Genomic DNA, 23,830 nt, shown 5'->3' on the forward strand with positions numbered 1-23,830 from the left:
TCAACGTTACCGATCACCGAGGACCGGCGGTTGATTTTCCATTTCCAATTAACGACGCCCGGTCCGTTGGTGCATCGGCTGGTTCGCCCTTGTTGGAAGTAGTCCAGCGGCTCTCTTTGGGTCGATAGGTGGGGTCTGGAAATGCATCTCGAAACACCCGAAACGCAATCCCTATCGAATCATCAAACATTGTCCTGCCGAAACCGTCAATGTCATTCGTGTTCCAGCTCCAAGGGTCGTCGTTCATGATCACGTTGCCTTTCCGGTCCAAAATCCCGGACCATTCAACGCCAGGGTAATAGTTTGACCATTCGTTCGGTCTACCGCGAACCGACCCAATCCGCCGCCGACTGTCTGTGTCAACATTGGCAAACTGGTCACCCAAAAACAGCCACGGATTATCAACGGCGTACGTCAGTGCCGCCAAGAATTCTTGCGTCTTCGCGTAGGTCAGGTCGTTCCATTCTTCATTGATCCAATCTGTACCGCCGGGCCAACCATGACCGATCCTGTATCGACGTTTCAGTTTGCACGCCTGAGGAGAGGCGTGTAATTCGATCTCTTCTTCAACAATTCCACCGTAATCCCCCGAGCGGAACTTGAGCTTCGTTGACCATGAATCCGGCAACAGCAATGGATAGCTAGGGCAGGGCAAATTCTTGGCTCCGGGGATTTTCTTCCACGCGTCGGGATACCGTTTGCCTTTTTTTCGATACTCCGCCGCGTAGCGTTTCCCGTATACATCCCACCATTGTCGCCACTTCGCAATCGCCGACCGATGTTCCCCTTCGACATCAGAGTCCGCATACAGAAGTTGGTCAAACTTACATCGCGAGATTGTGCGAAGTTGACTGACGATTATCACGCGGTCGCCAGCAACTCCGGGCTTGCCTTTGAATCGCGGATCAATTGCAAGTTCGAGCAGTTCAGGAAACCGCTGCAGGGTGGGGAGCGTTTTGACGTATTTGTAGTTGGAGTCGATTTCGTACGGGTAACGCATCCACTTCGCGTACGCCCCGCACTCGCCCCAAGAGTCAGTTTCTTGCGAGCGACCAACCCCAACAAAACAGGAGAAAACGGCAATCGCGAGCAGGATGATTTTCATTCGATTGGGCGAACGTCACGCGGCACCGTTCACGCGGCACGGCGAACGACATGGTGTTTTCAGGTGACGCCGACTCCGTGCCTGCGTGTGCGGGCGGATGGTCCGCGCGTCCGGCCACGACGAAGGCACGTGCGATCATCGCTCGCTGCCAATGTACTCGATCGGAATCGCCATGGGAAATTCCGTGGCCCAATCAGCAGTCGGCATTTCAGGCGTCCGTCTGCCGTGAATCGTACTCGTATTCAGCATCGCGGTACTCGCGCTCGCACTCGATCGACAGGCGACGGTTTGTCTTCGTCGGTCGAGTCGACCGCGCACCGATCCAACGATGACGTCAAATCCGAATCCTGGGAAACAGAGGTCTGACGAAATCCGGTGGGCGCCCGTCGGGTCACGATCAAACGACGGCGAATCAATTGCCACAAAAAAAACGCGAATACACACAAAAGAAGAAGTGGGCGCTGTCGTCAGGCGTCGGCTAGCAGCGCAAACGGTAGCCGTCACCGAGGACGGACGATCTATTTTCTACTTCAAAAACCGCGCAAGCCGTCCTTCGCGTGCGTGCACGGCGTGGTTATCGCCTGACTGGCGTTTTTGCTTCTGCGATCTCTTCGGCACGCTGAAACTGTCGCCGAAACCACCAACCGATAGCTAGCACGCAGGCGAGCACAAGGATGCCTGGTTCGAATATCGCCGACAACATAACACCAGCAGCTAACCACCAGACACGAGGCGTGACTCCGAAAAGAGATGAGGATGTGTTCACGTCGAACCAATGCAAACCAGAGTACACGGACGCAAGAAACACCGGCACGAAGAAGATCGCTGTACTGCTATTCCAGCCGAGCGCATCCCAAGGTGCTGACAGTCCAAGAAGGGACAGCGCGAAGGTCGCCGAAGTCGCCAGCAATAAATACGTCGAATCGCGATCACGGGTTTCCATGTTGGACACTCGATTGTGTTAGGTGATTTGTGCGATAACGAATTGCGATCTATCCGCGCATGCGGAGGAACGGGGATCCATCGTCCGCCAGAACGTTGTCGCTCCTCTGGTGGGCCGGTCACAGCACTGGATTAGAACGGATCCTGCCAGATGTTGCCAGTTTCTCAGGCCCAGTAGAACTCGAGCTGGGTGACGGGAGGACGGTCCGCTTCGGACTCCGGCCTCCTTGCACTTTCTTGTTCACTTTTCGTACTACCAGTCGTACCAAGTGCGAAAACTCGTCACCCATCGCGGCGTCCGAACTATCCCGGAGGGATCACAGCGATTAGCCGGAGGTCAGCGCAGCGCCACCTCCGGGCAACGCGCCGATTCCGCCCCTCGACCCCGGACGGGGTCGCAGCAAACCTCGATGCCCGCCGTGCTCAGCCTCTCGCTCAATGGCACCCCCAAAGACCGACCGGAAACTCGGCATCGACACACTGGGCGCAAGTCGTTTTCCCAATCAGCCAGATGCAGAAAGAAGGTAGGAAAATTTCGGGTAGGAAAACGGATGCCCGAAAAACGACACCCCCTGCTCTCTTTTCCTACCCAAAATTTTCCTACCTCCATCTCCAGCCGATGCTTCATCCGCGCTTCATCATCAGCCCCCCGCTCCTCTTCACGTTGAGAAAGCTGGCGAAGACGCCGACGACCTACGGCCAGAGGATTTGAGACGCCGACCTCAGCCTACGGCCCGAAGTCCCACGCTGGCCTCAGCCCATTGCGACCGCACGTCAACCGTTGAAGCGGAAAGCAATTCGATTAAGTTCAACGGTGACGATCACCCCGTTCACGGACCAACGGGTTGGCGTCGAAATTGGAGTGAGTGTCGTCACGGTGGAAAGATTCGTCGATCGCAGCAATGAGTGAACTGGGGTTATCATCCCAGGAGTACTTTCTTTGCGATTGGCTGCGATGACGGCGCATTTAGTATTTCGACTGCCTTGCCAAGTATCGGATGCTCATCATCAGACAAGGTCAGCAGGCGTACCAGAATGTCACCAAACTCAGACGAGGCGACGCATTCGTGCATGACACTTAAGCATGCGTCATAGATCGCATTCCCAAACTTGCTATAGAACTGCTCGTCTTCGAGCGGCTCGTCATACTTGCGGTACATCGTTTCCAGGCCCTCACAGCTTAAGCCAAACGTCCTCCCATTGGGAACATATTCCCATCCATCTAGGCTCGGGATGTTGTCTAGCTCCGAGGGGACTTTCGGATTCTTGGCGATTCGCGAAATGATACCGTCGTTTGAGAAATCGGAAGGTAGTTCAAGCGCAAAACCGCAAACGGCCGGGTCGCTTCTCAAGTCTTTCAGATGAGAAACGAGCTCCTGATGCAAGATGCGTTGCCATTGAACGATATCTCCGCTTGGATCGACTGATGCCATAGAGGTGTAACCAAACTTGGATTCAATTAATGATAACGTCCACCGTTCACCGCGGCACGGCGAACGACATTGTGTTTTCAATTGACGACGACCCCGTGCCTGCGTGTGCGGGCGGATGGTTCGCGCGTCGGGCATCGGCGACAGCCCGTGCCATCGACGCTAATTGCCAATGTACTCGATCGGAATCGTCGTGGGAAATTCGGTACCCCAATCAGCAGCCGGCACGTCAGGCGTCGGTTGTCAGCGTTGGTATCAACAGGCGTCGGTCTGTCTTCCTCGGCCGAGTCGACCGCGCACCTATCGAACGGTGACATCAAATGCGAATCCCAGGAAACAGAGGTTCGATGACATCCGGTGGGCGAACTTCGGGTCACGATCAAACGACCGTAAATCAATTGCCACAAAAGAACGCGAGAAGACGCAAAAGAAGAAGTGGGCGCTGTCGTCAGGCGCCGGTCAGCAGCGCGAACGGCGGAAATCACGCGGTCGGCGCGAGCGATCATCCACTTCAATGAAACCCGACTCGCCGACTCGTCGTGCATCCGATTGTTATCGCATGTCTAACCGAAGCACACGACTTCGTTCAGACGCTACGCGCAACTATAGCCAAGAAACGAGCACATGGTCGGTGCCGCAAGAAAGTCGGGGATATTGCAACGAGTAGAGACCACGCTAAATCCGGTTGGATATAGTCATCAATCAGCTGCTCCCTTCACGTTTCGCGTTCTCACGTTGCAATCTGATCCCTCTCAACAAAACGCCTCCACCCAACGGGATGCCAAGAAGACTTCCGAACACGTATGCCGAGTTTGACGGTTTGGGCACTAGATTATTCATCAGGAGTAGAAGGGAAGTAAGTGGGCCGACAATCCAGATTGCTCCCCAAATTAGGGATGGGGTCGCCGACGGTTGTTTCTCTGGAGCGCCCATAGGTTCTGGTGCATTGTTGGAAATTGACGAGTAGCAGTGTATGCGGTGAGAATGTAACTGGTAAGCAGTACCAACGTTTGTCGCAACTGTGGGCCATCTTTGCGATAACGGCGGTGGTCACCGCGTCGGCGCGATCGACCTGATCTCAAAAACAAACTCAACTCGCCGACTGCGGTGCACCACGTGGTTCACGCGTCCGGCCACGACGACAGCCCGAGCCATCGCCGCTGCTTGCCAATGTACTCCATCGAAATCGCCGTGGAAACTTTCACTCCCCTCGCTGAACCGATTTCTATGTGGAGTCGGGATGAAGCCCGGAGGGCTGGCACAATGCTTGCCGGTGGTGTCAGCCACCGGTATCGAAAGAACGGATTTGCGGAGGCCTGGAAGGCCGGCACAATGTGGCTCCGGGTCCACTCCAAGCCCGGATATTGTGTCGACCCGCTGGGCCTAGGGCGTGCCTTTGAATCCACCCCCGGTGGCTCACGCCACCGGCAGACACTCTACCGGCCCTCCGGGCCTGAAAGCCGCCCTCGTACTCAGCACCGCGGTACTCGTGCTCGTACCCGAATCAACAGGCGTCGGTTTGTCTTCCTCGGCCGAGTCGACCGCGCACCTGTCGAACGATGACATCAAATGCGAATCTCAGGAAACAGAAGCTCGATGAAATCAGATGGGCGTCCTATGGGTCACGATCCAACGACGGCGAATCAATTGCCACAAAAGAACGCGAGAAGACGCAAAAGAAGAAGTGGGCGCTGTCGTCAGGCGTGGGTTACCAGCGTGAACGGCGGTGGTCACCGCGTCGGCGCGATCGACCTGAACTCAAAAACAAACTCAACTCGCCGACTGCGGTGCACCACTTGGTTCACGCGGTCGGCCATGGCGACAGCCCGAGCCATCGCCGCTGTTTGCCAATGTACTCAATCCGAATCGCCGTGGGAAATCGAGCGTCCTAATCTGCGGTCGGCATTTCAGGCGCCGGTTTGTCTTGGATCGTACTCGTACTCAGCATCGCGGTACTCGTACTCCTACTCGAATCGACAGGCGTCGGTTTGTCTTGGTCGACCGCGCATCTATCGAACCGTGACATCAAATGCGAATCTTAGGAAATGGAGGTCCGATGACATCAGGTGGGCCGAGTTCAGTCACAACGTTCAGCAGCGTGGGCGACCGGCATCGGTTTGTTTGCCTTCCAGTCGAGTACGAGTAGGAGTACCGGCTGACGCCTGAGTACGAGTACGATTTGGGAGCGCGAACGGCGGTGGTCACCGCGTCGGCGCGAATGACCTGAACTCAAAAACAAACTCGACTCGCCGACTGCGGTGCACCACATGGTTCACGCGTCCGGCCACAACGACGGCACGCGCCATCGTCGTCGACAGCCAATGTACTCGATCGGAATCGCCGTGGGAAATTCGGTATCCCAATCAGCGGTCGGCACTTCAGACGCTGGTTTGTCTTGGATCGTGCTCGTAATCGATCGACAGGCGTCGGCTTGTCTTCTTCGGCGGAGTCGACCGCGCACCTATCGAACCGTGACATCAAATGCGAATCCCAGGAAACGGAGGTTCGACGAATTCCGGTGGGCGCCCTTCGGGTCACGATTAAACGACAGCAAATCAATTGCCACAAAAGAACGCGAGAGAACACAAAAGAAGAAGTGGACGCTGTCGTCAGACGCCGGCTAGCAGCGTGAACGCTACGCGTCACCCGGTACGCACGAAAGATTTTCAACTTCAATAACGCTGACTCGCGTACTCGGGTACACGCGATTGTTCTGCGTTTTCACGATCGCTAAGGCCCTTCCATACGATGTAGCACCAGCACATCCTCGACCGTGTCAGTATCATCGTACACGATCGCCACGCTCCAAAGGTGACTGACCAACAGACCGGCGCTCTCATCACGCTGACATCTAAGATAGTTCGCGTTGTCCACGCTGCGATACTCGCGGTCGCTACCAATGAACCCAGGATCTTCTGAAAACGAACCATTCCTGATGACCTTGCACTCAAACCCGGATTGCACCATGCGTGCTTTAGCGTCCTCAAGTGACGTTCCAATTGGCACGATCGCTCGAACGGCCGTCAGCATCTCGCCCTGGCTCTCTGCGCGGATCCGCGATTGCGAAATCGAACGGCAACCAGCCAACGAACCAACCAGCAATGCAATGGCAATGAATCTCAAAGACGGCTCCATTCAGTAGCAGAACATCAGCGATCACCTCGCACGCAGACCTCTACGATTGAGATGGCGTGAGCGTGATGATCGAAACGGGGTAAGAGTTTGTGTATCGCGACAACGAGCGAGCTGGGGTGCATCGCCGGGTTCGTGGCGTCGGTCGGCACGCCGGTTTGGAACCATCGTCGCGGCTAGCCAATGTACTCGATCAGAATCGCCAAGGGGAATTTCAGCGTCCCAATCTGCAGTCGGCATGTCAGGCGTCGGTCGTCAGCGTTGAAATCGTCAGGCGTTGGCTTGCCTTCGCCAGCCGAGTCGACCGCGTACCAATCGAACGATGGCATCAGGAGCGAATCCCAGGAAACGGAGGTTTGATGAGATCAGGTGGGCGTCGCTCGAACGCACCAGTCGCGGCCGGAATGTCAGGCGTTGGTTTTGTTGCGGCCCAATCAATTGCGAGCACGAGCACCGTTTCACTGAGCACGAGCACGATTCAGCAGCGTGAATGATCGCGATGACCGAGTCGCGACGAAGGAGCTTGCGATGCCCCAACGATCGGATTCGCGACTTCGGGTCCATCGCCTGGTTAGGCTGACTGCTTAACGCCACTGTCGGTGACAGCTAAACTTCATTTCGCTTTGCCGAGAACGAATTCCTTCAACTCACTCACTAGATCATCGGTGCCGTCGCGGTAGTACACACTCTTCACAACTCCGACTCCGGCGGCGTACCACAATTTGGATTTCGATGTGGTTAGGGTTCTTCCCTGGCGTTGAAAAGTATATTCGGCCACCACTGGGATCGCCAAATACTGACCGGCTGGCACCGATACAAGCTCCTCCTTTCCGATGGTGAAGGATGCAGTTTCATCAAGGTCTTGCTCTTCGTCACGGCTTTTGTTTATCCACGTGACACCCGCTTTTGCTGGTAACTTCAGCAATGGTTTCCGGTTCTCAGATTTGCCTTCGATGTTTCGCACCAAGAACAAACCGCTGGGCGAAACCGCACACATATACTCATTGAAACGCTTTCCGGAGTCGTGTCCGTATGCAGAGTTTTCTCGCGACAAAGTGACGACGTGCTCACCATCCACACGTTCGACTTTCGTAATCGTTTCAGTGACGGTAGTGATGCGGTCCCCCAAAGTTCTCTGAAGGACCCGCCTCGAGCCTTCCACCGTTGGGAAATACAAGTCCTGTGCATTCACCATCGGAATTGCAAGGAAAAAGGCTAGGCAAGTAGAGAGTATCGTGGAGCTAGTCATGAAAGATCTTGAGTATTTTGCGGCAGTTTAAGTTGCAGTACCCGCAACCGATGGTTTCCATTTGGAAAGCCTAACGAATTGCGATCTATCCGCGCATGCGGAGGAACGGGGATAGATCGTGCGCCAGAACTTTGTCGGCCTTCACGTGGGCCGGTGATGGGTCTCGATTAGAGCGGATCTTGGCGGTGGATGCCAGCGTTTTAGTCCCAGGCGAACTCGAACTGGGCGGCGGCAGGCCGGTCCGCTTCGGCCACTACCGCCTTTGCACTTTCTTCTTCACTTTTTAGGTACCAGTCGCACCAAGTGCGAAAAACCTTCACCCATCGCAGCGTCCCAAAAGCGACGATCATCAAGAGCCAATGACTCGCGGTACCAGTCCGAACAAGCTTTATTGCTTGGCCGAAAGAGATCCGCCCACGACGGCTTGTCGATCTCATCGACAAGCGTCAACGATTCGCTGCCGCAGTGCTCGCAGACCAACCCGGAATCACAGTCCAACGGCGTCGGGTCACCCCGACCGGTGAGCTCCCCCGCAGGCCGTCCGCTTCACCAATCACTTGCACGCAGTTCATCAGCGTCGCGGTGCTGACCACGTTTTGATCTCATGGGCGCAATTCAGAAACTCGAAGACGCTCGACTCCAAAGGATCGGCGCGTCGTGTGTTCGATCGGATTCGTCTCTTAGTCAAAGATAAACACGCTCGGACCACACGACGCGAGTGGCGGGGGAGTCATGCGCCGGTGGATCACTCGGGTGGGCCACAGGAGATCAGGACGGCTATCGCACCAAAAGGCTGACGACCTAAGGCCAGAGGATTCAAGAATCTGGCGTCAGCCTACGGGCCGGAGCCCCACGCTGGCCTCAGCCCACCGCAACCGCACATCAACCGCCGCAGCGGAAAGCAATTCGATTAAGTTCAACGGCGGTGGTCACCGCGTCGGCGCGAGTGACCTGAACTCAAAAATAAACTCAGCTCGCCGACTGCGGTGCACCACTAGGTTCACGCGTCCGGCCACGACGACAGCCCGAGCCATCGTCGCTCGCGGCCAATGTACTCGATCGGAATTGCGAAGGGAAATTCGGCATCCCAATCAGCGGTCGGTACGTCAGACGTCGGTATGTCTTGGATCGTACTCGTACTCAGCACCGCGGTACTCGTACTCCTACTCGAATCGACAGGCGCCGGTTTGTGTTCATCGGCCGAGTCGACCGCGCACCTATCAAACGATGACATCAAATGCGAATACCAGGCAACGGAGGCCTGATGACATCCGATGGGCGCCGTTCGGGTCAAGATCAAACGGCGGAGAATCAACTGCCACAAAAACCACGAGAAGGCACAAAAAAGAGAATTGGGAGCTGTGGTCAGGCGTTGGTTAGCAGCGTGAACGTCACGCATCAGCCGGGACGGGCGAACGACTTGCAAGCAGACGACAAAACGGACCACCCGTCCTCGGTTGCATGCGATGGTTACCCGTCTTACCCGGTGCGGTTTGAAAGCCTGAAGTGCGACACAGTTGTTTATCAAAACAAAGGCAACATGTGCATCCCTGCGAGCATCAGCAGACCACCAACAAGGCAAGCCTGTGCGCGTCGACGGTCCAATCGATAGTAGAATATCCCCGACGTTGTCCAGCAGAGGCCAATTGACGTCAGAAATGCCAAGTGCAGTAAGTCTGCGGACCTTTGAAGCCGAAAATTGGTTGCGACAACACCGACAGCAAGTCCGAGTATCAGTACCCCAAATCCGCCAACAAGAACGCAGGCAATCATGTAGCCGTCAATTGATTCAGGCAGAACATTCTCAGGTTCGCTTGCGGCGGACCTCGAAGCTTCGCAGGGGTTGGAACGTTTTCGTATCATGCGTTCGTGGCAGCGAAGTTGATCGCGACCAGCGTCGGGTAACGTCGGCGATCACGCGGCGGCGACGAGCGATCAACCACTTCAAATATCTTGACTTCGCCGCTCGTCGTGCATCGCATTGTTACCCGACCAGTTTTTCATTGATGTCATTCAATTGCATCGGAAATCTGATTGTATGCATCAATGAGTTTGCACTCCTGTGTGTTGCTGGTGCGATCTGGATTGAACCAGGAATATCGGGAATCCTCTAACGCGCCAAACGCGAAGTGTATATGCGGCCCAATACTCTCGTTCGACGACATGCAGTCGCTGACCGTCCTTAACGAATCTACCAATGCAGCCCAGTTGGAAAGAGGGGCCGGTAATGCTGGGCCTGTCAGGGCTGTCTCCTTCTCGATTCGCACGGCGGAATCCACGATATTCCCGGTCGCGATTCGTTCCCAAGCATCATCATCGGAAATAGTCAAATGTGCGTTTACCTGATCAGTAGTGAATTCCAATGTAACTGCACGAAACGGCTCAAATGGGGGCAGCGATAAGAGTCGGCAAACGCCAGTGCAATCACTATTGAACGCGATTTCATCTAGCGGTCGGAGACCCAGCAGATTCAGAAAGGCACCCTGCATGTCGTCAAACATTGAGGTCGGGATCATCGTTTGCTCAGTGCGCTCATTCGGCGAACGGCGGTGGTCACCGCGTCGGCGCGATCGACCTGAACTCAAAAACAAACTCAACTCGCCGACTGCGGTGCACCACGTGGTTCACGCGGTCGGCCACGACGACGGCATGAGCCATCGCCGCTGATGGCCAATGTACTCGATCGGAATGGCAAAGGGAAATTCAGCGTCACAACCAGCGTTCGGCATTTCAGGCGTCGGTTTGTCTCCAATCGTACTCGAATCGACAGGCGACGGTTTGTCTTCCTCGGCCGAGTCGACCGCGCACCTATCGAACGATGGCATCAAATGCGAAACCCAGGAAACGGAGGTTCGACGAATTCCGGTGGGCGTCCTTCGGGTCACGATCAAACGACAGCAAATCAATTGCCACAAAAGAACGCGAGAAGACGCAAAAGAAGAAGTGGGCGCTGTCGTCAGGCGCCGGTCAGCAGCGCGAACGTCACGCGTCACCCGGTACGCGCGAAAGATTCTCCACTTCAAAACCGCCTGACTCGCGTACTCGGGTGCACGCGATTGTTCTGTGCTCAATAGTTTCCCACAAAGCAAAACGGCGTGTCCCTTAAATCAGCGTCATCGAGCACTGACTCAACTGTTTCCATCAGCTCAATATACGAAGCGTGCGTCTGCTCGTCCAATGCGCCAGGGTTGTCCCGAAGATGCTCCAGAACTGCTCGTGCAGCTTGTAGTCCCTTCGCCGAACTATGCCAGTGAGTAGAAGCGTTGCCGTATTCGCCTTCATAAACGTAAAAGTCATTGATCTGGTCTACGTCTAGATTCGCCGCAATGGTGTCCCAGTGCGGATGAAAACTGGCGAACTGCTCAGGGTCAACCGCGTGTAGATGATCGACACCAGGTACTGGTCGTTGCAATCGTAAGTGTAGCTTCTCCATCTGCATCTACCTATGCACAGAACGTCTACGTTCAACGTCTACGTTCAACGTCTACGTTCAACGTCTACGTTCAACGTCTACGTTCAACGTCTACGTTCAACGTCTACGTTCAACGTCTACGTTCACCGAGTTAGCGGCGGTAAACGCTGGCGGGTGAGTGGGCTGATTGGCACTTCGTTGCCCCTGATGCTAAGTTCGGTGCAACGTTTGGTTGAACGAGGCCTTCGTTCGGCCCCGATGTCGTGGGACCGGCTCGACCGATGTTTAGGAGTTTACCCGATCGAACGACCCGTCGTGAGGGATTCTAGCAGCTGTCCCCAACGAATGGATCTCATCGGGCGCGCACCTTCGGTACCGTCGGTGGCAATGGCTGTCCCTTGTGAAATTCTCCAGCGGCATCATGCGGCTTGCCCTTGTTTCTCACGCCAAGAATACGCATCAGAGGGAGGATCCCGCCCGGCGGAAAATTCGTGATGCGAGACCAACCGTTTACCACACACCGGACACGTGCAAGCATCAAGAAGCCCGGCCGACTCGCACCATTGTTGCCAAGTCAACTGTTCAAGCGAGTCGGACTCTGGCGGCTCCACGCCGAGCGCGGCACGGGCCTCATCGAGCTGGGAGTATTGGTTGCCGCTGTACAGACCGTAGCCGCGAACCGTCTGAAATCGCCGCGGCGGCACGTGCTCCAGCCAGCGGCCGAGAAACTGATCGATCGGCAACGCGGTCACCCCCTGACGTTTCCCGTCCCCACCGTCCTGCGTTCCAATCCGATAGCGAAACACGACCTTGTCATCTTGAACGTCCAGTAACCGTGACTTGCCGATCGGGCCGCCCTTGATGTACCGAGCCAAATAGGTCGCCACACCGGAGCCATCACGATAGGCGTCAAATATTTTGACGTTCCACGGTTTGTCGCTGAGCTTGGCCAACAGCTTCTGAAAGTCGGACGCGCTCATCGAGTCGGGCAATTGGATCTTGCCTGATTGAACCTTCTGCTGAAGCATCGCCTTGAATTTGCCGCGGAACTTGAGCATCAACACTTTGCGGGGCAGCAAACAATCTTTTTGGGGACGGCGCCACGTCCCATCACCAGCCAGCCCGCCGGCGGTGACGATGCAATGCAAGTGCACGTGCGGCAACAGGGTCTGGTTCCAGGTGTGCAGCGCCGCCAGGATCCCAGGCTTCGCACCGAGGTACTTGGGGTCCTTGAGCAGTTGCTGGAGTGTTTCCTTCGCGGCGTTGAAGAGGGTCTCGGCATAGGCAGCCTTGTTGAACCGCCAGATTCGATTCAGTTCGCTCGGGAGTGTGAAGACGATGTGATGATGCGGGCAGGGCAGCAAGCGTTGCTTACATTTGGCCAGCCACTGCTCTCGGGCCACCCAGGCGCACTGGGGGCAGCACCGATGCCGACAGGAGTTGTAGGCGATGCTGTGGTAGTGACCTTCGGGGCAACTGTCGACGTGCCCACCGAGCGTCCGAGTGCGACAGTGTTGGATGCACCATGCGGCGCGAAGCATCTCCCGCGAGACGTGAAAACGCGAGGCGAAGGAGTCGAAATAGCGTCCGAAAATCTGTTGAAGCGTGATGGCCATCGGCACCTCGCAATCAATGCTTGCAGCTCAACCCGAAGGCCAGTTCAACGATACGAATCACATGGCGACGGCGAACGACGTGACCACAGGACCAAAGCCAACTCCGTCGCTCATGTGCATTCGCTGGTTCGCCGCATCATCGCCGTCGCAAGACCACCTCTATGTCGGAGGGACGCCCTCGACCATCGAGAACAGCAACGACCTCCACGCCGGTTCCGATGATACGGTAGTAGATCAAATATGGATGGCGAGAAGCAATTTTACGATGAAATCCGAAATGGGTTTCGTGAATCCCGGCGGTGTCTTTCAATGCGTCAATGTCATCGAAAATCCGCTCAAAAAAATAGTCACCCGCTCCATCGCTTTGGTGGTCGTAAAACGCCACGCCTTCAGCAATATCCAATCGGGCCTCATCGAGAACTTCGACGTTCATCGATCATCCGTTTCACTTCATTTTTTGCATCGGTGACCGACATTTTCGGCTTGTCACTTGGATTGGCCTCACGATACGCGAGCACTTCTCCGTGCCATGGAGGGGAAGCTAGATTCTGCGGATCGGCCGAAAGTCGTTGCCAAAGCAAGTCAAAAGCGGCCTGTTGCTGTTCAGCGCTAAGTGTGTCGATAAATGACTCAATGTTCATCGGAAGTCCTCTCACGCGAGCCATTTTAGCAGGACGCACACGTCCTGTCGACGATTGGCGACCAACTCGTTCTGCCGGCGAACGGCGGTGGTCACCGCGTCGGCGCGATGGACCTGAACTCAAAAACAAACTCGACTCGCCGACTGCGGTGCACCACATAGTTCGCGCGGTCGGCCACGACGACAGCCCAAGCCGTCGCCGCTGTTTGCCAATGTAGTCGATCGGAATCACCGTGGGAAATCGCGAGTCCGAATCAACCGGCCGGCACTTCAGACGTCGGTTGTCAGCGTTGGCATCGACAGGCGTCGGTTTGTCTTCTTCGGCCGAGACGACCGCGCACCTAACGAACCGTGACATCAAATGCGAATCCCAGGAAACGGAGGTTCGATGACATCCGGTGGGCGATCTTGGGGTCACGATCAAACGACAGCGAATCAATTGCCACAAAAGAACGCAAGAAGACGCAAAAGAAGAAGTGGGCGCTGTCGTCAGGCGTCGGTTAGCAGCGTGAACATCAGCGATCACCTCGCACGCGGACCTCTACGATTGAGTTGGCGTGAGCGTGATGATCGAAACGGGGTGGAAGTTTGTGTCTCGCGGCAACGAGTGTGCTGGGGTGCATCGCCGGGTTCGTAGCGTGGGTCGGCACGCCGATTTGGAACATCGTCGCGGTTTGCCAATGTACTCCATTCGAATTGCCAAGGGAAATTCCGGCGTCCCAATCTGCAGCCGGCATGTCAGGCGTCGGTCGTCAGCGTTGAAATTGTCAGGCGTCGGTTGGTCTTCGTCAGCCGAGTCGACCGCGCACCGATCGAACGATGACATCAAATGCGAATCCCAGGAAATTGAGGTCCGATGAATTCAGGTGGGCCGAGTTCAGCCACAACGTTCTGCAACGTGGGCGACCGGCATCGGTTTGTTTGCCATCCGGTCGAGTAGGAGTACGAGTACCGGCTGACGCCTGAGTACGAGTACGATTTGGGAGCGTGAACGGTAGCCGTAACCGGGAACGGACAGTTGACTTTCCATTTATAAAACCCTGCAAGCCGTTCTCCGGTTCACGGCATGGTTCTCCGCCGCTTCGGTCACCGATGCGCCTCGCATTTCAACATCGTCACGCCAAGCACGTCGAACGACAGAAATGGATACCGACAGAGTAAGAATCACGAGAGCCAATGCATAGCCTTCTGTTGGATTGCCGCCGTTTATTGCCGTCCCGATGCCGAAAAGAACAATTGCGAAGACGTGCATTGCGAAGGCAGAGTTCCACGTTAGCAGTCCAGTTGCCGCAGCGGAGTAAGCAGGAGCGTTGATGCAGGCCAGTACGATTGGAATCGAAACCGCGAGATGCCGCCAGTTCCATGTGTCACCAAACAGCCATACGACACAGGCAATCGCATATACGGGCAACGCCAAACCGAATGCGAGCAGAGCGAGGATGGCCAATACGTAGTCCATATGCCGATTGAATCTAGTTGTCAGCGTTGCGTCAATCAGTCGGAGAACGGTACGGATCACGTGGTCGCCGCGAACGACTCACCATTTCGATAAACTCAACTCGGCGACTCACGTGCATCCGATGGTTCTGGCTTGCCTGTCCGCGACGATCTACTTTCGGCGTTTGAAGATACATACCGAGACCGCATCTCGGTTCGTAGGCGTAAAGGTGGCTACAAGCTCCCATCCGCTGGCACCAAGCTTGTTAGCTTTCGCTCGGTCGAAACCACCGCCATGAACCTCAAGTTCTTGATACTCCCACGCGGGAACTTGTCGAGGATTGGCGTTCTGAGCGCGGCTTGGTTGCTGGGCAATTCCAAACCATGTGACCAAAACAAAAACGAGAGCGATTACAAAGTAGGCTGACCGTTTCATGAAAGACTCCGCTTGGGATTGGGGAAAATGCTGCAGTCAGATCGTGGTCACGCATACCGTGCGCCAAAGAAGGTCTCTAACCCAATCCTGCGGGCAACACATGAATCGGTGATTATAGGAGTTTCAAAGTGATGACACGGGGGGATCAATGTGAGACCGCGACTACGCTTGCCAGAACGGTTGCGATCACGCGGCGGCGACGGGTGATTTACCACTTCATGCAACTTGACTTCGCCGCTCGTCGTGCATCGCGTGGTTACGCCACCTTCTCATAGTAGAGCATCGGTGGAGCGACGAACCAGAATTGTTCTTCGCGGTGGTCGGGCATTCCCAAGTATGCCCAAAGCGTTGGATGAATTGACAGGGCAATTCCCCACAGCAGTCTGGCATGTTCGGTGAGCTTCTCGTGATCAGGGATCATATCGCGAGTGCACTCACATTGCCATCCGTCGCCGTCGTCACGTTGCTTGACGTTCGTCGACCATCTGATCGGCACACGATTGCGGAATGCGGAAGCCATGTCGATTGATGGAAAAGTCAGCTGATGGATCACAGATCGTGGCTGCGTCAGATCATCATCCTCATCGCGAGCAATGGAAATTAGTTGGCCGACCGCGTCAACGAGGTGTGTGTCGAAGTCCCATTCCACGTAGCTGTCACTGCAGATGGTTGCAATCATTCGCTTAAACCAACCGAACAAACGTATGCTCCACTGCGGCGTAACGGCGGTGGTCACCGCGTCGGCGCGATCGACCTGATCTCAAAAACAAACTCAACTCGCCGACTGCGGTGCACCACGTGGTTACGACGATTCTTGTTCGGCTCGATGGCATGCGGACGCATGAGTTTTGTTGTCCGCGCCGTCCGCATTCCGGTGCCCCCGTGCATCCAGGTTCTCGGTCTTACGATACCGCATCCATTCTTTGTCCAGTCGCTTTAGTTCTTCGTCGGCGATGGCGTCAATCTTTTGCAGTGCGAAAAGAAGCGAGCGAGGCGAAATTGGCGGCAACGTCATTGCGTGTTTCTTGCCGCAGGATCGACACGTCATCATCGGCGATCGAATGTCTCGTTGGTCTCGAATGTCTGATCGGAGGGACGTCATCCGCTCACAGAACGTGATGACTTCGCTCCAGTTTGGATTGTTGGACCAAAAGCGTTCCAGTTCGGCGAGCATTTCCGGAAACCAAGCTCGTTGGGCATCGCCGGATGGCATCGAGAATGTGTCCCTTTGAGTCGTAACGGTGGTGGTCACCGCGTCGGCGCGATGGACCTGAACTCGAAAACAAACTCAACTCGCCGACTGCGGTGCACCACTTAGTTCACGCGTCCGGCCTCGACGACGGCTTGAGCCATCGTCGCTCTGTGCCAATGTACTCCATCGGAAGCGCCGAGGGAAATTTCACTCCCCTTGCTGTACCGATTTCTTTTTGGGTTCGGGATGAAGCCCGGAGGGCTGGCACAATGCTTGCCGGTGGTGTCAGCCACCGGTATCGAAAGTACGAATTTGCTGAGGCCTGGAAGGCCGGCACAATGGGTCTCCCGGTCCACTCCAAGCCCGGGCATTGTGTCGGCCCGCTGGGCCCTGGGTATTCCTTTGAATCCTCCCCCGGTGGCTGACGCCACCGGCAGACACTCTACCGGCCCTCCGGGCCTGAAAGCCGTCCTCGTACTCAGCAACGCGGTACTCGTACTCCTACTCGAATCGACAGGCATTGGTTTGTCTTCATCAGCCGAGTCGACCGCGCACCTATCGAACCGTGACATCAAATGCGAATCTTAGGAAACAGAGGTCTGGTGAAATCAGATGGGCCGAGTTCAGCCACAACGTTCAGCACCGTGGCCGACCGATGTTGGTCTGTTTGCCATTCTATCGAGTACGAGTACCGGCTGACGCCGAAGTACGAGTACGATTCAGGAGCGTGAACGCTAGAAATCACGCGGGACGGGCGAAAGACGTGCAAGCAGACCAAATACCGCGACTCCCGTCCTCGCGTGCATTTCATTGTTCTGCTTGGCTCCTCACAGTTTCCCAAAGTCTGTGAAACGAATCAACTCACTGCAGTTTGAACAGGAAGCCAGTGTGATAATCTCGTGGAAATAGTCCTCGGGATTATCGAACAGATGCAGCGATGATGGGTCGTCGTAACCAAGCTCGGCGGCATCCAAGAAGATATCAAAGTCCCAATATGAGAAGCCGAGGAAAAGTTTCATTCGCCGACCATCGCAGTTCGGGCATCGCAACTGTTTGCGCCTGCCGCTTCCTTTTGCGTGACGCCCAGGACCAAATCCGTTAGCGGCATGATAGCCATGTAAATCTGTATCCAGAAACTCGAGTCTTTTTTGGCATGCTACACAACGCCAAGCCAGCGGAGATAGCATGCAGTTTTCTTCGGTGTCAGAAAAGTCTCGAAGGTAGTGCCCCAACACGACTCCGTGATCAGAACCGCAAGGGCAGGAAACGGAGTATATGGCGGTGTCGCCATTGGATTGAACGTCAACGGATGTGATCGATGCCCTTAGATTGGAAATGCACCGAGGCGGTGTCGTAGTTACCCGTTTTTTGAGTTGGCGATAGAGCTCCGGTTCCGAGTCCAAGTCAAATTGCTTGTATTTGCGGTCGTTGCCAGTGGGGACCTCACGTCGCACGAAACTTGTATCGGCGTCATTGGTCGACGCCTCTGCTTCGTAGCGATAAAGGACAGTAAAGCTATGGTGATCGCAATTGATACAGAGAGGCGGTGGATCGTCGTCAGGTTGGATCGTATTGCACTCCTGGCAAACGAGAACCAGGTCTTTTCCTCTGTTCCTGGGCAACGGCTAAATCCTCATTCTCATCGACAAGCAGAACGATTAATTATTGGTGGTCCGACCGAGGTAAAAAGCACATATTCCTCGGTTGGACTGCGGAATATCTCCCGCCACCCGATTCTACGGCACTCTACAGAGGGAGTCAAGTTGCACAGACGGCGCTGAGTTGGTCGCGTCGGCGAAACGCCGTTGAGCGGCGTCGCTTAGCATGAGCAACAGTTGGGACCATTGCTCATCAGGCAAGCAGACGACAGACGTCGATGATGCTGGCGTCGGCGAACTTGAAACGCCGCTGGCGCCATCTCAACTGCCCGCGCTGATCGGGCGGAATGTCGCTCGGCGGCTTGATTCGGCCTTCTTCCACGTGTTGACCACGCGGTCGTACAACACGCGCTGGGAGCGCAGCGGAGGCTCGTCGCCCCGGTCCTGCAAACAATACTCCCCGTCGGGCATCATCTGCCAGCAGTTTGTGTTGTCGTCGAAATAGGTTTCCAACACCTCCTTCAACCGATCGCAGCATTTTCGATCCGCCACGGGTACCAACAACTCGACACGGCGATCCAAGTTACGCGTCATCCAGTCGGCACTGCCGATCAACAGTTTCTCGTCGCCGTCCTGGTGGAAACAGAAAATCCGCGCGTGCTCCAGGAACCGGTCGATGATCGAAATCACTTCGATCGTTTCGCTCAGGTTTTTCACGCCTGGGCGCAAACAACACTGACCACGGACGTTCAAGCGGATCTTCACCCCCGCGCGGCTGGCGCGATACAGCGCATCGATCACCTCGGGGTCGACCAGGGCGTTGAGTTTGGCGGTGATTTGCCCGCGGCCACCTTGCAGACTGCGCTGCGTTTCTTCTTCGATCAAATCCAGAAACCGGCGACGCATCGTGGTCGGTGCGGCGGCCAGCTCTTCCAACGCCCTGGGCTGGCTGGCGCCGGTGATCGCATTAAAAAAGTTCGTCGCGTCGCGGCCCAACACCTCGTCACAAGTCAGCAACGAAATGTCACTGTACAGCTTCGCCGTGGCCTCGTTGTAATTGCCGGTGCCGAAGTGCATGTAGCGGACGATGCCTTGAGGTTCACGGCGGACGATGATGCACACCTTGGCATGCGTCTTCAGCCCGTGGATTCCATAGATGACCTGGACGCCGGCGCGTTCCATTTCTTTGGCCCATTCGATATTGCGAGCCTCGTCGAACCGGGCTTTCAACTCCACGATCGCGGTGACATACTTGCCGCGTTCGGCGGCGCGTTCCAGGGCCGCAACGACCGGGCTGTTTTTACTGGTCCGATACAACACCTGTTTGATCGCCAACACATCCGGATCCGCCGCGGCCTCCTCGATCAACCGCACCACGGAGTCGAATCGATCGTAGGGATGGACCATCAGCACATCGCCCGCCACGATCGTCGCGAACATCGACTCTTCCGGATCGATCCGCGGATGCGGCTTGGCCGGCCAGACCTCATCGCGGAGGTGATCGAAACCCTCTTCCCCGTGCAGCGTGAACAGGAAACTCAGATCGATCGGACCGTCGATCGCGTACAGGTCTTCGGGGTGCAACTGGTGGACCTTCTGCAAAAACTCGACCGCCTCCGCACTGGCCGACGCTCCATATTCCAGACGAACGGGCCTGGCATAACGCCGGTTCTCCAAGATCTCTTCCATCCCGCCCAGCAGATCGCTGGCGGCGTCTTCGCGGAACTCGATGTCGGCGTTGCGGGTCAGGCGAAAGGGGACGCACTCGAGCACTTCGCGGCCGGGAAAGAACTCGTCGACAAAGTGTGCCGCCAAGCTCTCCAACAACACATAGCCGTGCCGTTTGTCGCCCGAGATCGGCAACACGCGTTGCAGCGATCGGCCCATCGGAATCAACGCGTATTCCGACGTTTCCGCCGAGTCCGCGCCGTCAGCCGACTCCGGTCCGTCGCTCGCCTTGCCGAGTCGCGTTTCGGGATCCCGTTTCAGGCGGATGAACAAGTGCAACCCCAGACCTTGCAGCAGCGGAAAGCTGTCCGCCGACACCGCTTGGGGCGAAAGCACGGGAAAGACATCGCGCCAAAAGCGGGCCGTCGCCGAGCCGTGTTCGGACTCACTGGCTTGCGTCAAATCGACTTCCGCAATTCCGGCGGACTCCAATTTGGGCTGCACCTCCTCGCGCAGCAATTGGTACTGCCGCGCGACGATCTCGTGCCCCTTTTTGGCGACCGCTTGCAACTGTTCCACCGCCACCATACCGGCGGGATCCCGCTGGGTGGGGTTGCGTTGGTGCAAGATTTTCAGCCCGCCGACGCGGACCATCATGAATTCGTCCAGGTTGGAACTGGTGATGGCCAGGAACTTGGCGCGTTCGAGAATCGGCAGTTTGCCGTCGGCCGCCTGGGCCAAGACGCGTTGATTGAACGCCAGCCAGCTGAGTTCGCGGTTGAGAAAACGATCCTCCGGCAGCGGACGATCGATCAGTGCTTTGCGCGAGGCGGTTTTGGACCTCGGTTTTCTCTTCTTTTCGCTTTTCGCCACTCGTTTTCCCGTGTCCATGATTGCGTTGATCGTGCTGGGAACGTCCCCACCCCAGAATACGCGATCAGAGGATCACCAGAAATCACCCGCGGCGAAAATACGAGGTCGATCGCGTCCCGTCACCGATCACTCGGCAATCACGTGCAACTGCGGTGGAGCGTCGCTGTAGAAATCGCCGTCGTAGAATTCATCTTCATCAATTTCCACGTCGTCATATTCGATGTCGATACCATCGCCTGGGCCTTCCGCAGGATTCCTCGAATCCGCGCTGATTCCGGTTACACGGAGGTGCTTGCCGTCGACGCGACGGAGCGATTCCCGTGGCACCGCCTGAGTGCCCAGCGAAGCGGACGCCAATGCTTCCTGCGATTGTCGCCGAAGCCGCTCGCGACGTTCAACAGACGTCATACCGGGAAACAGCCCGCGTCCCGGATAGCTCGACAAAACGGCCCCCAACAGCAGGATCACCGCTGCGAGACCGACGTACGGGAGATGGTAGGTGGATCCGACCACTGCCACGCCCGCCAACAAGAATCCGATCAAGCCTTTGAGCACAAAACTTGACGCAGAACTGACCACTGCGGTCGCCAAACGCCCACGCCTATTGCGCGAAAATCGACCTCCGGCAGCCCCCAACGCACGAGTCAACCTGCCAAACAAACGCAGCCCCATAAACGCGACCACCAACATCGGCAGAGAGAGGGTTGCGTATCCCGAAAAGTCAGGCAGAAAAAGAAACAGGAACACCGCCGCCACACATAACACAGCGATGACACCGCGGATGGCGAGTCGCAGCTGAATGGAAGCTTCGAGCGTCAGAGCCGCTGTTGCCCGCCCGCAGGAACGGTTTGTCGGCGTAGCTGGCGCGCGAGACACGTGCGGCGGAGTTGACGCGGGCAAGACACCCGCCGCTGTGCGATTCCGTTCGCTGTTTGCGCTGCACTGGCTTTCCACTTGATTGATTACGCCCACGATCTGCACTCTCACTGCTGTTGCTTTCTTCTCCGGCCACCCCTCCCTGCAGAATCGCTTGCAGTCCTTCATCCCCGGCGTCCGTCCGACGGGTCGCAAGCGTTGGGTGCGTTACGCACGTTTCGTGCCGAACGAACTAATGAGCCCCAGTTCCATTCCTCGCGAGAGGTGATCAATCCAGACGGAACATCAGTGTCGGATCGAGCGAGTGGGATAGGCTTCCAGCCTGTCATTCCAGCGTCGACAGGCTGGAAGCCTATCCCACTTCTTTTCCGTGCGTTGCTAAATGGCGGAGTTGATCGTAGCGCAAGACGCTTCGACTTTTACAGCGACTGCCCTCTCTGGCGTTTGCTCGCTGCGCAAACGCCCTCTCTCCCAGAGGGGGTTCTTCGCGGATTTTAGTGGCTAACCGCTCAGGACCGAGGTTTTTCGAGGCATTGCTGCGATGTCCGAATGGGGAGAGCGAGGACAAACGCTCGGTTCAAACGCCCCTCCGCCGACACGGGGGCCGGCGGAGCGCTCGAAGCACCTTCGGCGCATCGCAGACCAGGTGATTCCTTGGCGGGTTGCTCCTCAACAGAGCCCGCCTCCGCTTCACCTGGCTTCGCCATCCTACCGAACAGAACCATCGGACATCGCAGTCATCCCTCAAAAAACCTTCCCCGAGTATTCGAGAGCAGCCACTAAACTCGCGGAAGTACCCAGGGGGAGAGAAACGAAATCGGTTGCCCGATCAACGCGATGACGGACTCAGTCGCTTAGGATTGTCACCATCGACGCGACAGCACGCGTCAGTTGGACGATGCCGTTGTCACCGTCGCCGTGACCACTTCACCGTCGGCCGATGCCGCGGGTTCTTCCGCCAACTGTTCTTCGACAGGTTCACCTTCGGTTCCCAACAGGATCCGGAAGGCCTTGGGATAGAAATCCTTGCCATAGGTCATCTCACCGCCCTGGTGCCCAACCGCGCCAACCATTCCCGCGACGACCAACAGTCCGATCTTCCAGGTACGTTCCAGCTTGCTATTTTTCGACGCCAGACCGCGCAGCGCGATGATCGCCAACACGCCCGAGGTGACCGCCACGATCACACCGCTCCAACGATGCCAGAAGACTTCGCTGTCCATGTCGACTTTGGTCCACGATCCGTAGCCCTTCTCGATCGCGAACGACCATCCCATCGCGGTTGACGCGATCGCCATCAACGATCCCAACAACAGACACGCCAAAGGGATCTGCTGCCCCAGGCTCGGCCACTTCCATCCTAACACGACGAACAAGGCACCGAACAGCAACAGCGCGATCGGGAAGTGAACGGTGGCCGGATGCAAGAATCCTTGGAATGCCCAGACGCGATCGATCAGCGACTTGGGCATTTCGGCGATCGGCTCGGCGATCGCTTGTTCGCCCTCCTCCTCCGCAGACACCTCGACGATCGCGACGTCTTCGGGCCAGTGGGCACCTTCGTCGATCCAGACGCGAATCATCGACAACTCGTGCGGCGACATCGGGCCTCCCTTGGACGGGGGCGGCATCAGCATGTCGGGATCATCCGAAAGCATGTAATCGGCCAGCACCGTGCTGTACTCGGCGTCCTCCGGTTCGACGTACGACAAAAACGTCTCGGCGTCATCGACGCGAAAATCGCCCTTGGCTTCGTCTTCGTTGTGGCACTCCAAACACCTCGCCCGCAAGATCGGAACGATGTCGCGTTGGAAGTTGACGATCCGTCCTTCCTCGTCCACCGCGGTGCGTTCCTGAGCCTTCAGGGAGCTGACGTCGACAAGGATCGCCACACTGCACGCAGCTAGAACGAGGCGGATCGGGAAACGCATGAATATGGACATCGCGTTTGTTTCTCCAAAACGAGAACGGCACCCAATGCCCCGCCATTTCCGTCCTGCTGAACACGTGCGCCGTCTCCGCCCCAAGGGTGCGGATGGCGCCGAGTTCCGGGCGACGTGAAAGTGCGGGAGCGAAACGGTGGTCGTTGTCGGAAAAAGCGGGTGGTAGGGGGAGGCGGGACCGGCCGGCCGGCGTGATACGTGGTGCGATGCGGCGGTGCCTGGGGCAACCCCGAATGGCGATCAAGACCGGCCGGTGAATCCGAGATTGCGCAAGGGCGATA

The 23,830-nt window shown here is 56.6% G+C and carries 20 protein-coding genes; all 20 read right to left on the reverse strand.

The genetic code is table 11. The features are described from left to right. Window positions 1-13: 13 nt before the first annotated feature. Window positions 14-1,105 (reverse strand): hypothetical protein, encoded by a 1,092-nt coding sequence (locus Enr13x_RS32050; protein ID WP_145390970.1) that lies wholly within the window; start codon window positions 1,103-1,105, stop codon window positions 14-16. Between the two features lie 574 nt (window positions 1,106-1,679). Next, complete coding sequence (locus Enr13x_RS32055; protein ID WP_145390971.1) at window positions 1,680-2,048, reverse strand: hypothetical protein; 369 nt, start codon at window positions 2,046-2,048, stop codon at window positions 1,680-1,682. A gap of 919 nt (window positions 2,049-2,967) precedes the next feature. Then, window positions 2,968-3,615: a hypothetical protein gene (locus Enr13x_RS32060; protein ID WP_231743905.1), complete on the reverse strand. Its 648-nt coding sequence runs from the start codon at window positions 3,613-3,615 to the stop codon at window positions 2,968-2,970. A gap of 1,750 nt (window positions 3,616-5,365) precedes the next feature. After that, entirely contained in the window at window positions 5,366-5,503 is a 138-nt protein-coding gene (locus tag Enr13x_RS38515; protein ID WP_197455507.1) for a hypothetical protein, read from the reverse strand. Between the two features lie 704 nt (window positions 5,504-6,207). Beyond that, the gene (locus tag Enr13x_RS32065) at window positions 6,208-6,600 is read right to left on the reverse strand and encodes a hypothetical protein (RefSeq protein WP_145390972.1); all 393 of its coding nucleotides are present in this window, start codon (window positions 6,598-6,600) and stop codon (window positions 6,208-6,210) included. 185 nt (window positions 6,601-6,785) lie between these two features. Continuing rightward, window positions 6,786-6,938 carry a hypothetical protein gene (locus Enr13x_RS38520; RefSeq protein ID WP_197455508.1) on the reverse strand — a complete coding sequence of 51 codons (153 nt, stop codon included), beginning with the start codon at window positions 6,936-6,938 and terminating at the stop codon, window positions 6,786-6,788. 284 nt (window positions 6,939-7,222) lie between these two features. After that, window positions 7,223-7,804 carry a TapB family protein gene (locus tag Enr13x_RS32070; RefSeq protein WP_145390973.1) on the reverse strand — a complete coding sequence of 194 codons (582 nt, stop codon included), beginning with the start codon at window positions 7,802-7,804 and terminating at the stop codon, window positions 7,223-7,225. A 1,054-nt stretch (window positions 7,805-8,858) separates the two neighbouring features. Further along, window positions 8,859-9,092 carry a hypothetical protein gene (locus tag Enr13x_RS32075; protein WP_145390974.1) on the reverse strand — a complete coding sequence of 78 codons (234 nt, stop codon included), beginning with the start codon at window positions 9,090-9,092 and terminating at the stop codon, window positions 8,859-8,861. A gap of 775 nt (window positions 9,093-9,867) precedes the next feature. Continuing rightward, window positions 9,868-10,374: a hypothetical protein gene (locus Enr13x_RS32080; RefSeq protein ID WP_145390975.1), complete on the reverse strand. Its 507-nt coding sequence runs from the start codon at window positions 10,372-10,374 to the stop codon at window positions 9,868-9,870. Window positions 10,375-10,925: 551 nt separating this feature from the next. After that, window positions 10,926-11,297, reverse strand: coding sequence for a hypothetical protein (locus tag Enr13x_RS32085; protein WP_145390976.1), 372 nt, complete (start codon window positions 11,295-11,297; stop codon window positions 10,926-10,928). Window positions 11,298-11,689: 392 nt separating this feature from the next. Further along, a complete protein-coding gene (locus Enr13x_RS32090) occupies window positions 11,690-12,886 on the reverse strand; it encodes an IS91 family transposase (protein ID WP_145390977.1) in 1,197 nt (398 codons plus the stop codon). 136 nt (window positions 12,887-13,022) lie between these two features. Then, window positions 13,023-13,319, reverse strand: coding sequence for a type II toxin-antitoxin system RelE/ParE family toxin (locus tag Enr13x_RS32095; RefSeq protein WP_145390978.1), 297 nt, complete (start codon window positions 13,317-13,319; stop codon window positions 13,023-13,025). Continuing rightward, on the reverse strand, window positions 13,297-13,527 hold the full coding sequence (locus Enr13x_RS32100) for a hypothetical protein (RefSeq protein WP_145390979.1): 231 nt from the start codon (window positions 13,525-13,527) through the stop codon (window positions 13,297-13,299). Before Enr13x_RS32100 ends, Enr13x_RS32095 begins: the two co-directional genes overlap by 23 nt. A 1,029-nt stretch (window positions 13,528-14,556) precedes the next feature. After that, on the reverse strand, window positions 14,557-14,985 hold the full coding sequence (locus Enr13x_RS32105) for a hypothetical protein (protein WP_145390980.1): 429 nt from the start codon (window positions 14,983-14,985) through the stop codon (window positions 14,557-14,559). A 670-nt stretch (window positions 14,986-15,655) separates the two neighbouring features. Continuing rightward, window positions 15,656-16,078 carry a ribonuclease E inhibitor RraB gene (locus Enr13x_RS32115; RefSeq protein WP_145390981.1) on the reverse strand — a complete coding sequence of 141 codons (423 nt, stop codon included), beginning with the start codon at window positions 16,076-16,078 and terminating at the stop codon, window positions 15,656-15,658. 123 nt (window positions 16,079-16,201) lie between these two features. Continuing rightward, complete coding sequence (locus Enr13x_RS32120) at window positions 16,202-16,612, reverse strand: hypothetical protein (protein WP_145390982.1); 411 nt, start codon at window positions 16,610-16,612, stop codon at window positions 16,202-16,204. Window positions 16,613-17,418: 806 nt separating this feature from the next. Then, window positions 17,419-18,213: a hypothetical protein gene (locus tag Enr13x_RS38530; RefSeq protein ID WP_197455510.1), complete on the reverse strand. Its 795-nt coding sequence runs from the start codon at window positions 18,211-18,213 to the stop codon at window positions 17,419-17,421. A 297-nt stretch (window positions 18,214-18,510) separates the two neighbouring features. After that, on the reverse strand, window positions 18,511-20,748 hold the full coding sequence (gene ppk1 / locus Enr13x_RS32130) for a polyphosphate kinase 1 (RefSeq protein WP_145390984.1): 2,238 nt from the start codon (window positions 20,746-20,748) through the stop codon (window positions 18,511-18,513). A 108-nt stretch (window positions 20,749-20,856) separates the two neighbouring features. After that, the gene (locus tag Enr13x_RS32135; RefSeq protein ID WP_145390985.1) at window positions 20,857-21,309 is read right to left on the reverse strand and encodes a hypothetical protein; all 453 of its coding nucleotides are present in this window, start codon (window positions 21,307-21,309) and stop codon (window positions 20,857-20,859) included. Window positions 21,310-22,493: 1,184 nt separating this feature from the next. Next, window positions 22,494-23,549, reverse strand: a complete 1,056-nt coding sequence (locus Enr13x_RS32140; RefSeq protein WP_145390986.1) for a c-type cytochrome domain-containing protein — start codon at window positions 23,547-23,549, stop codon at window positions 22,494-22,496. Window positions 23,550-23,830: the final 281 nt, after the last annotated feature.

It is taken from the genome of Stieleria neptunia (assembly GCF_007754155.1).
Taxonomy (GTDB): domain Bacteria; phylum Planctomycetota; class Planctomycetia; order Pirellulales; family Pirellulaceae; genus Stieleria; species Stieleria neptunia.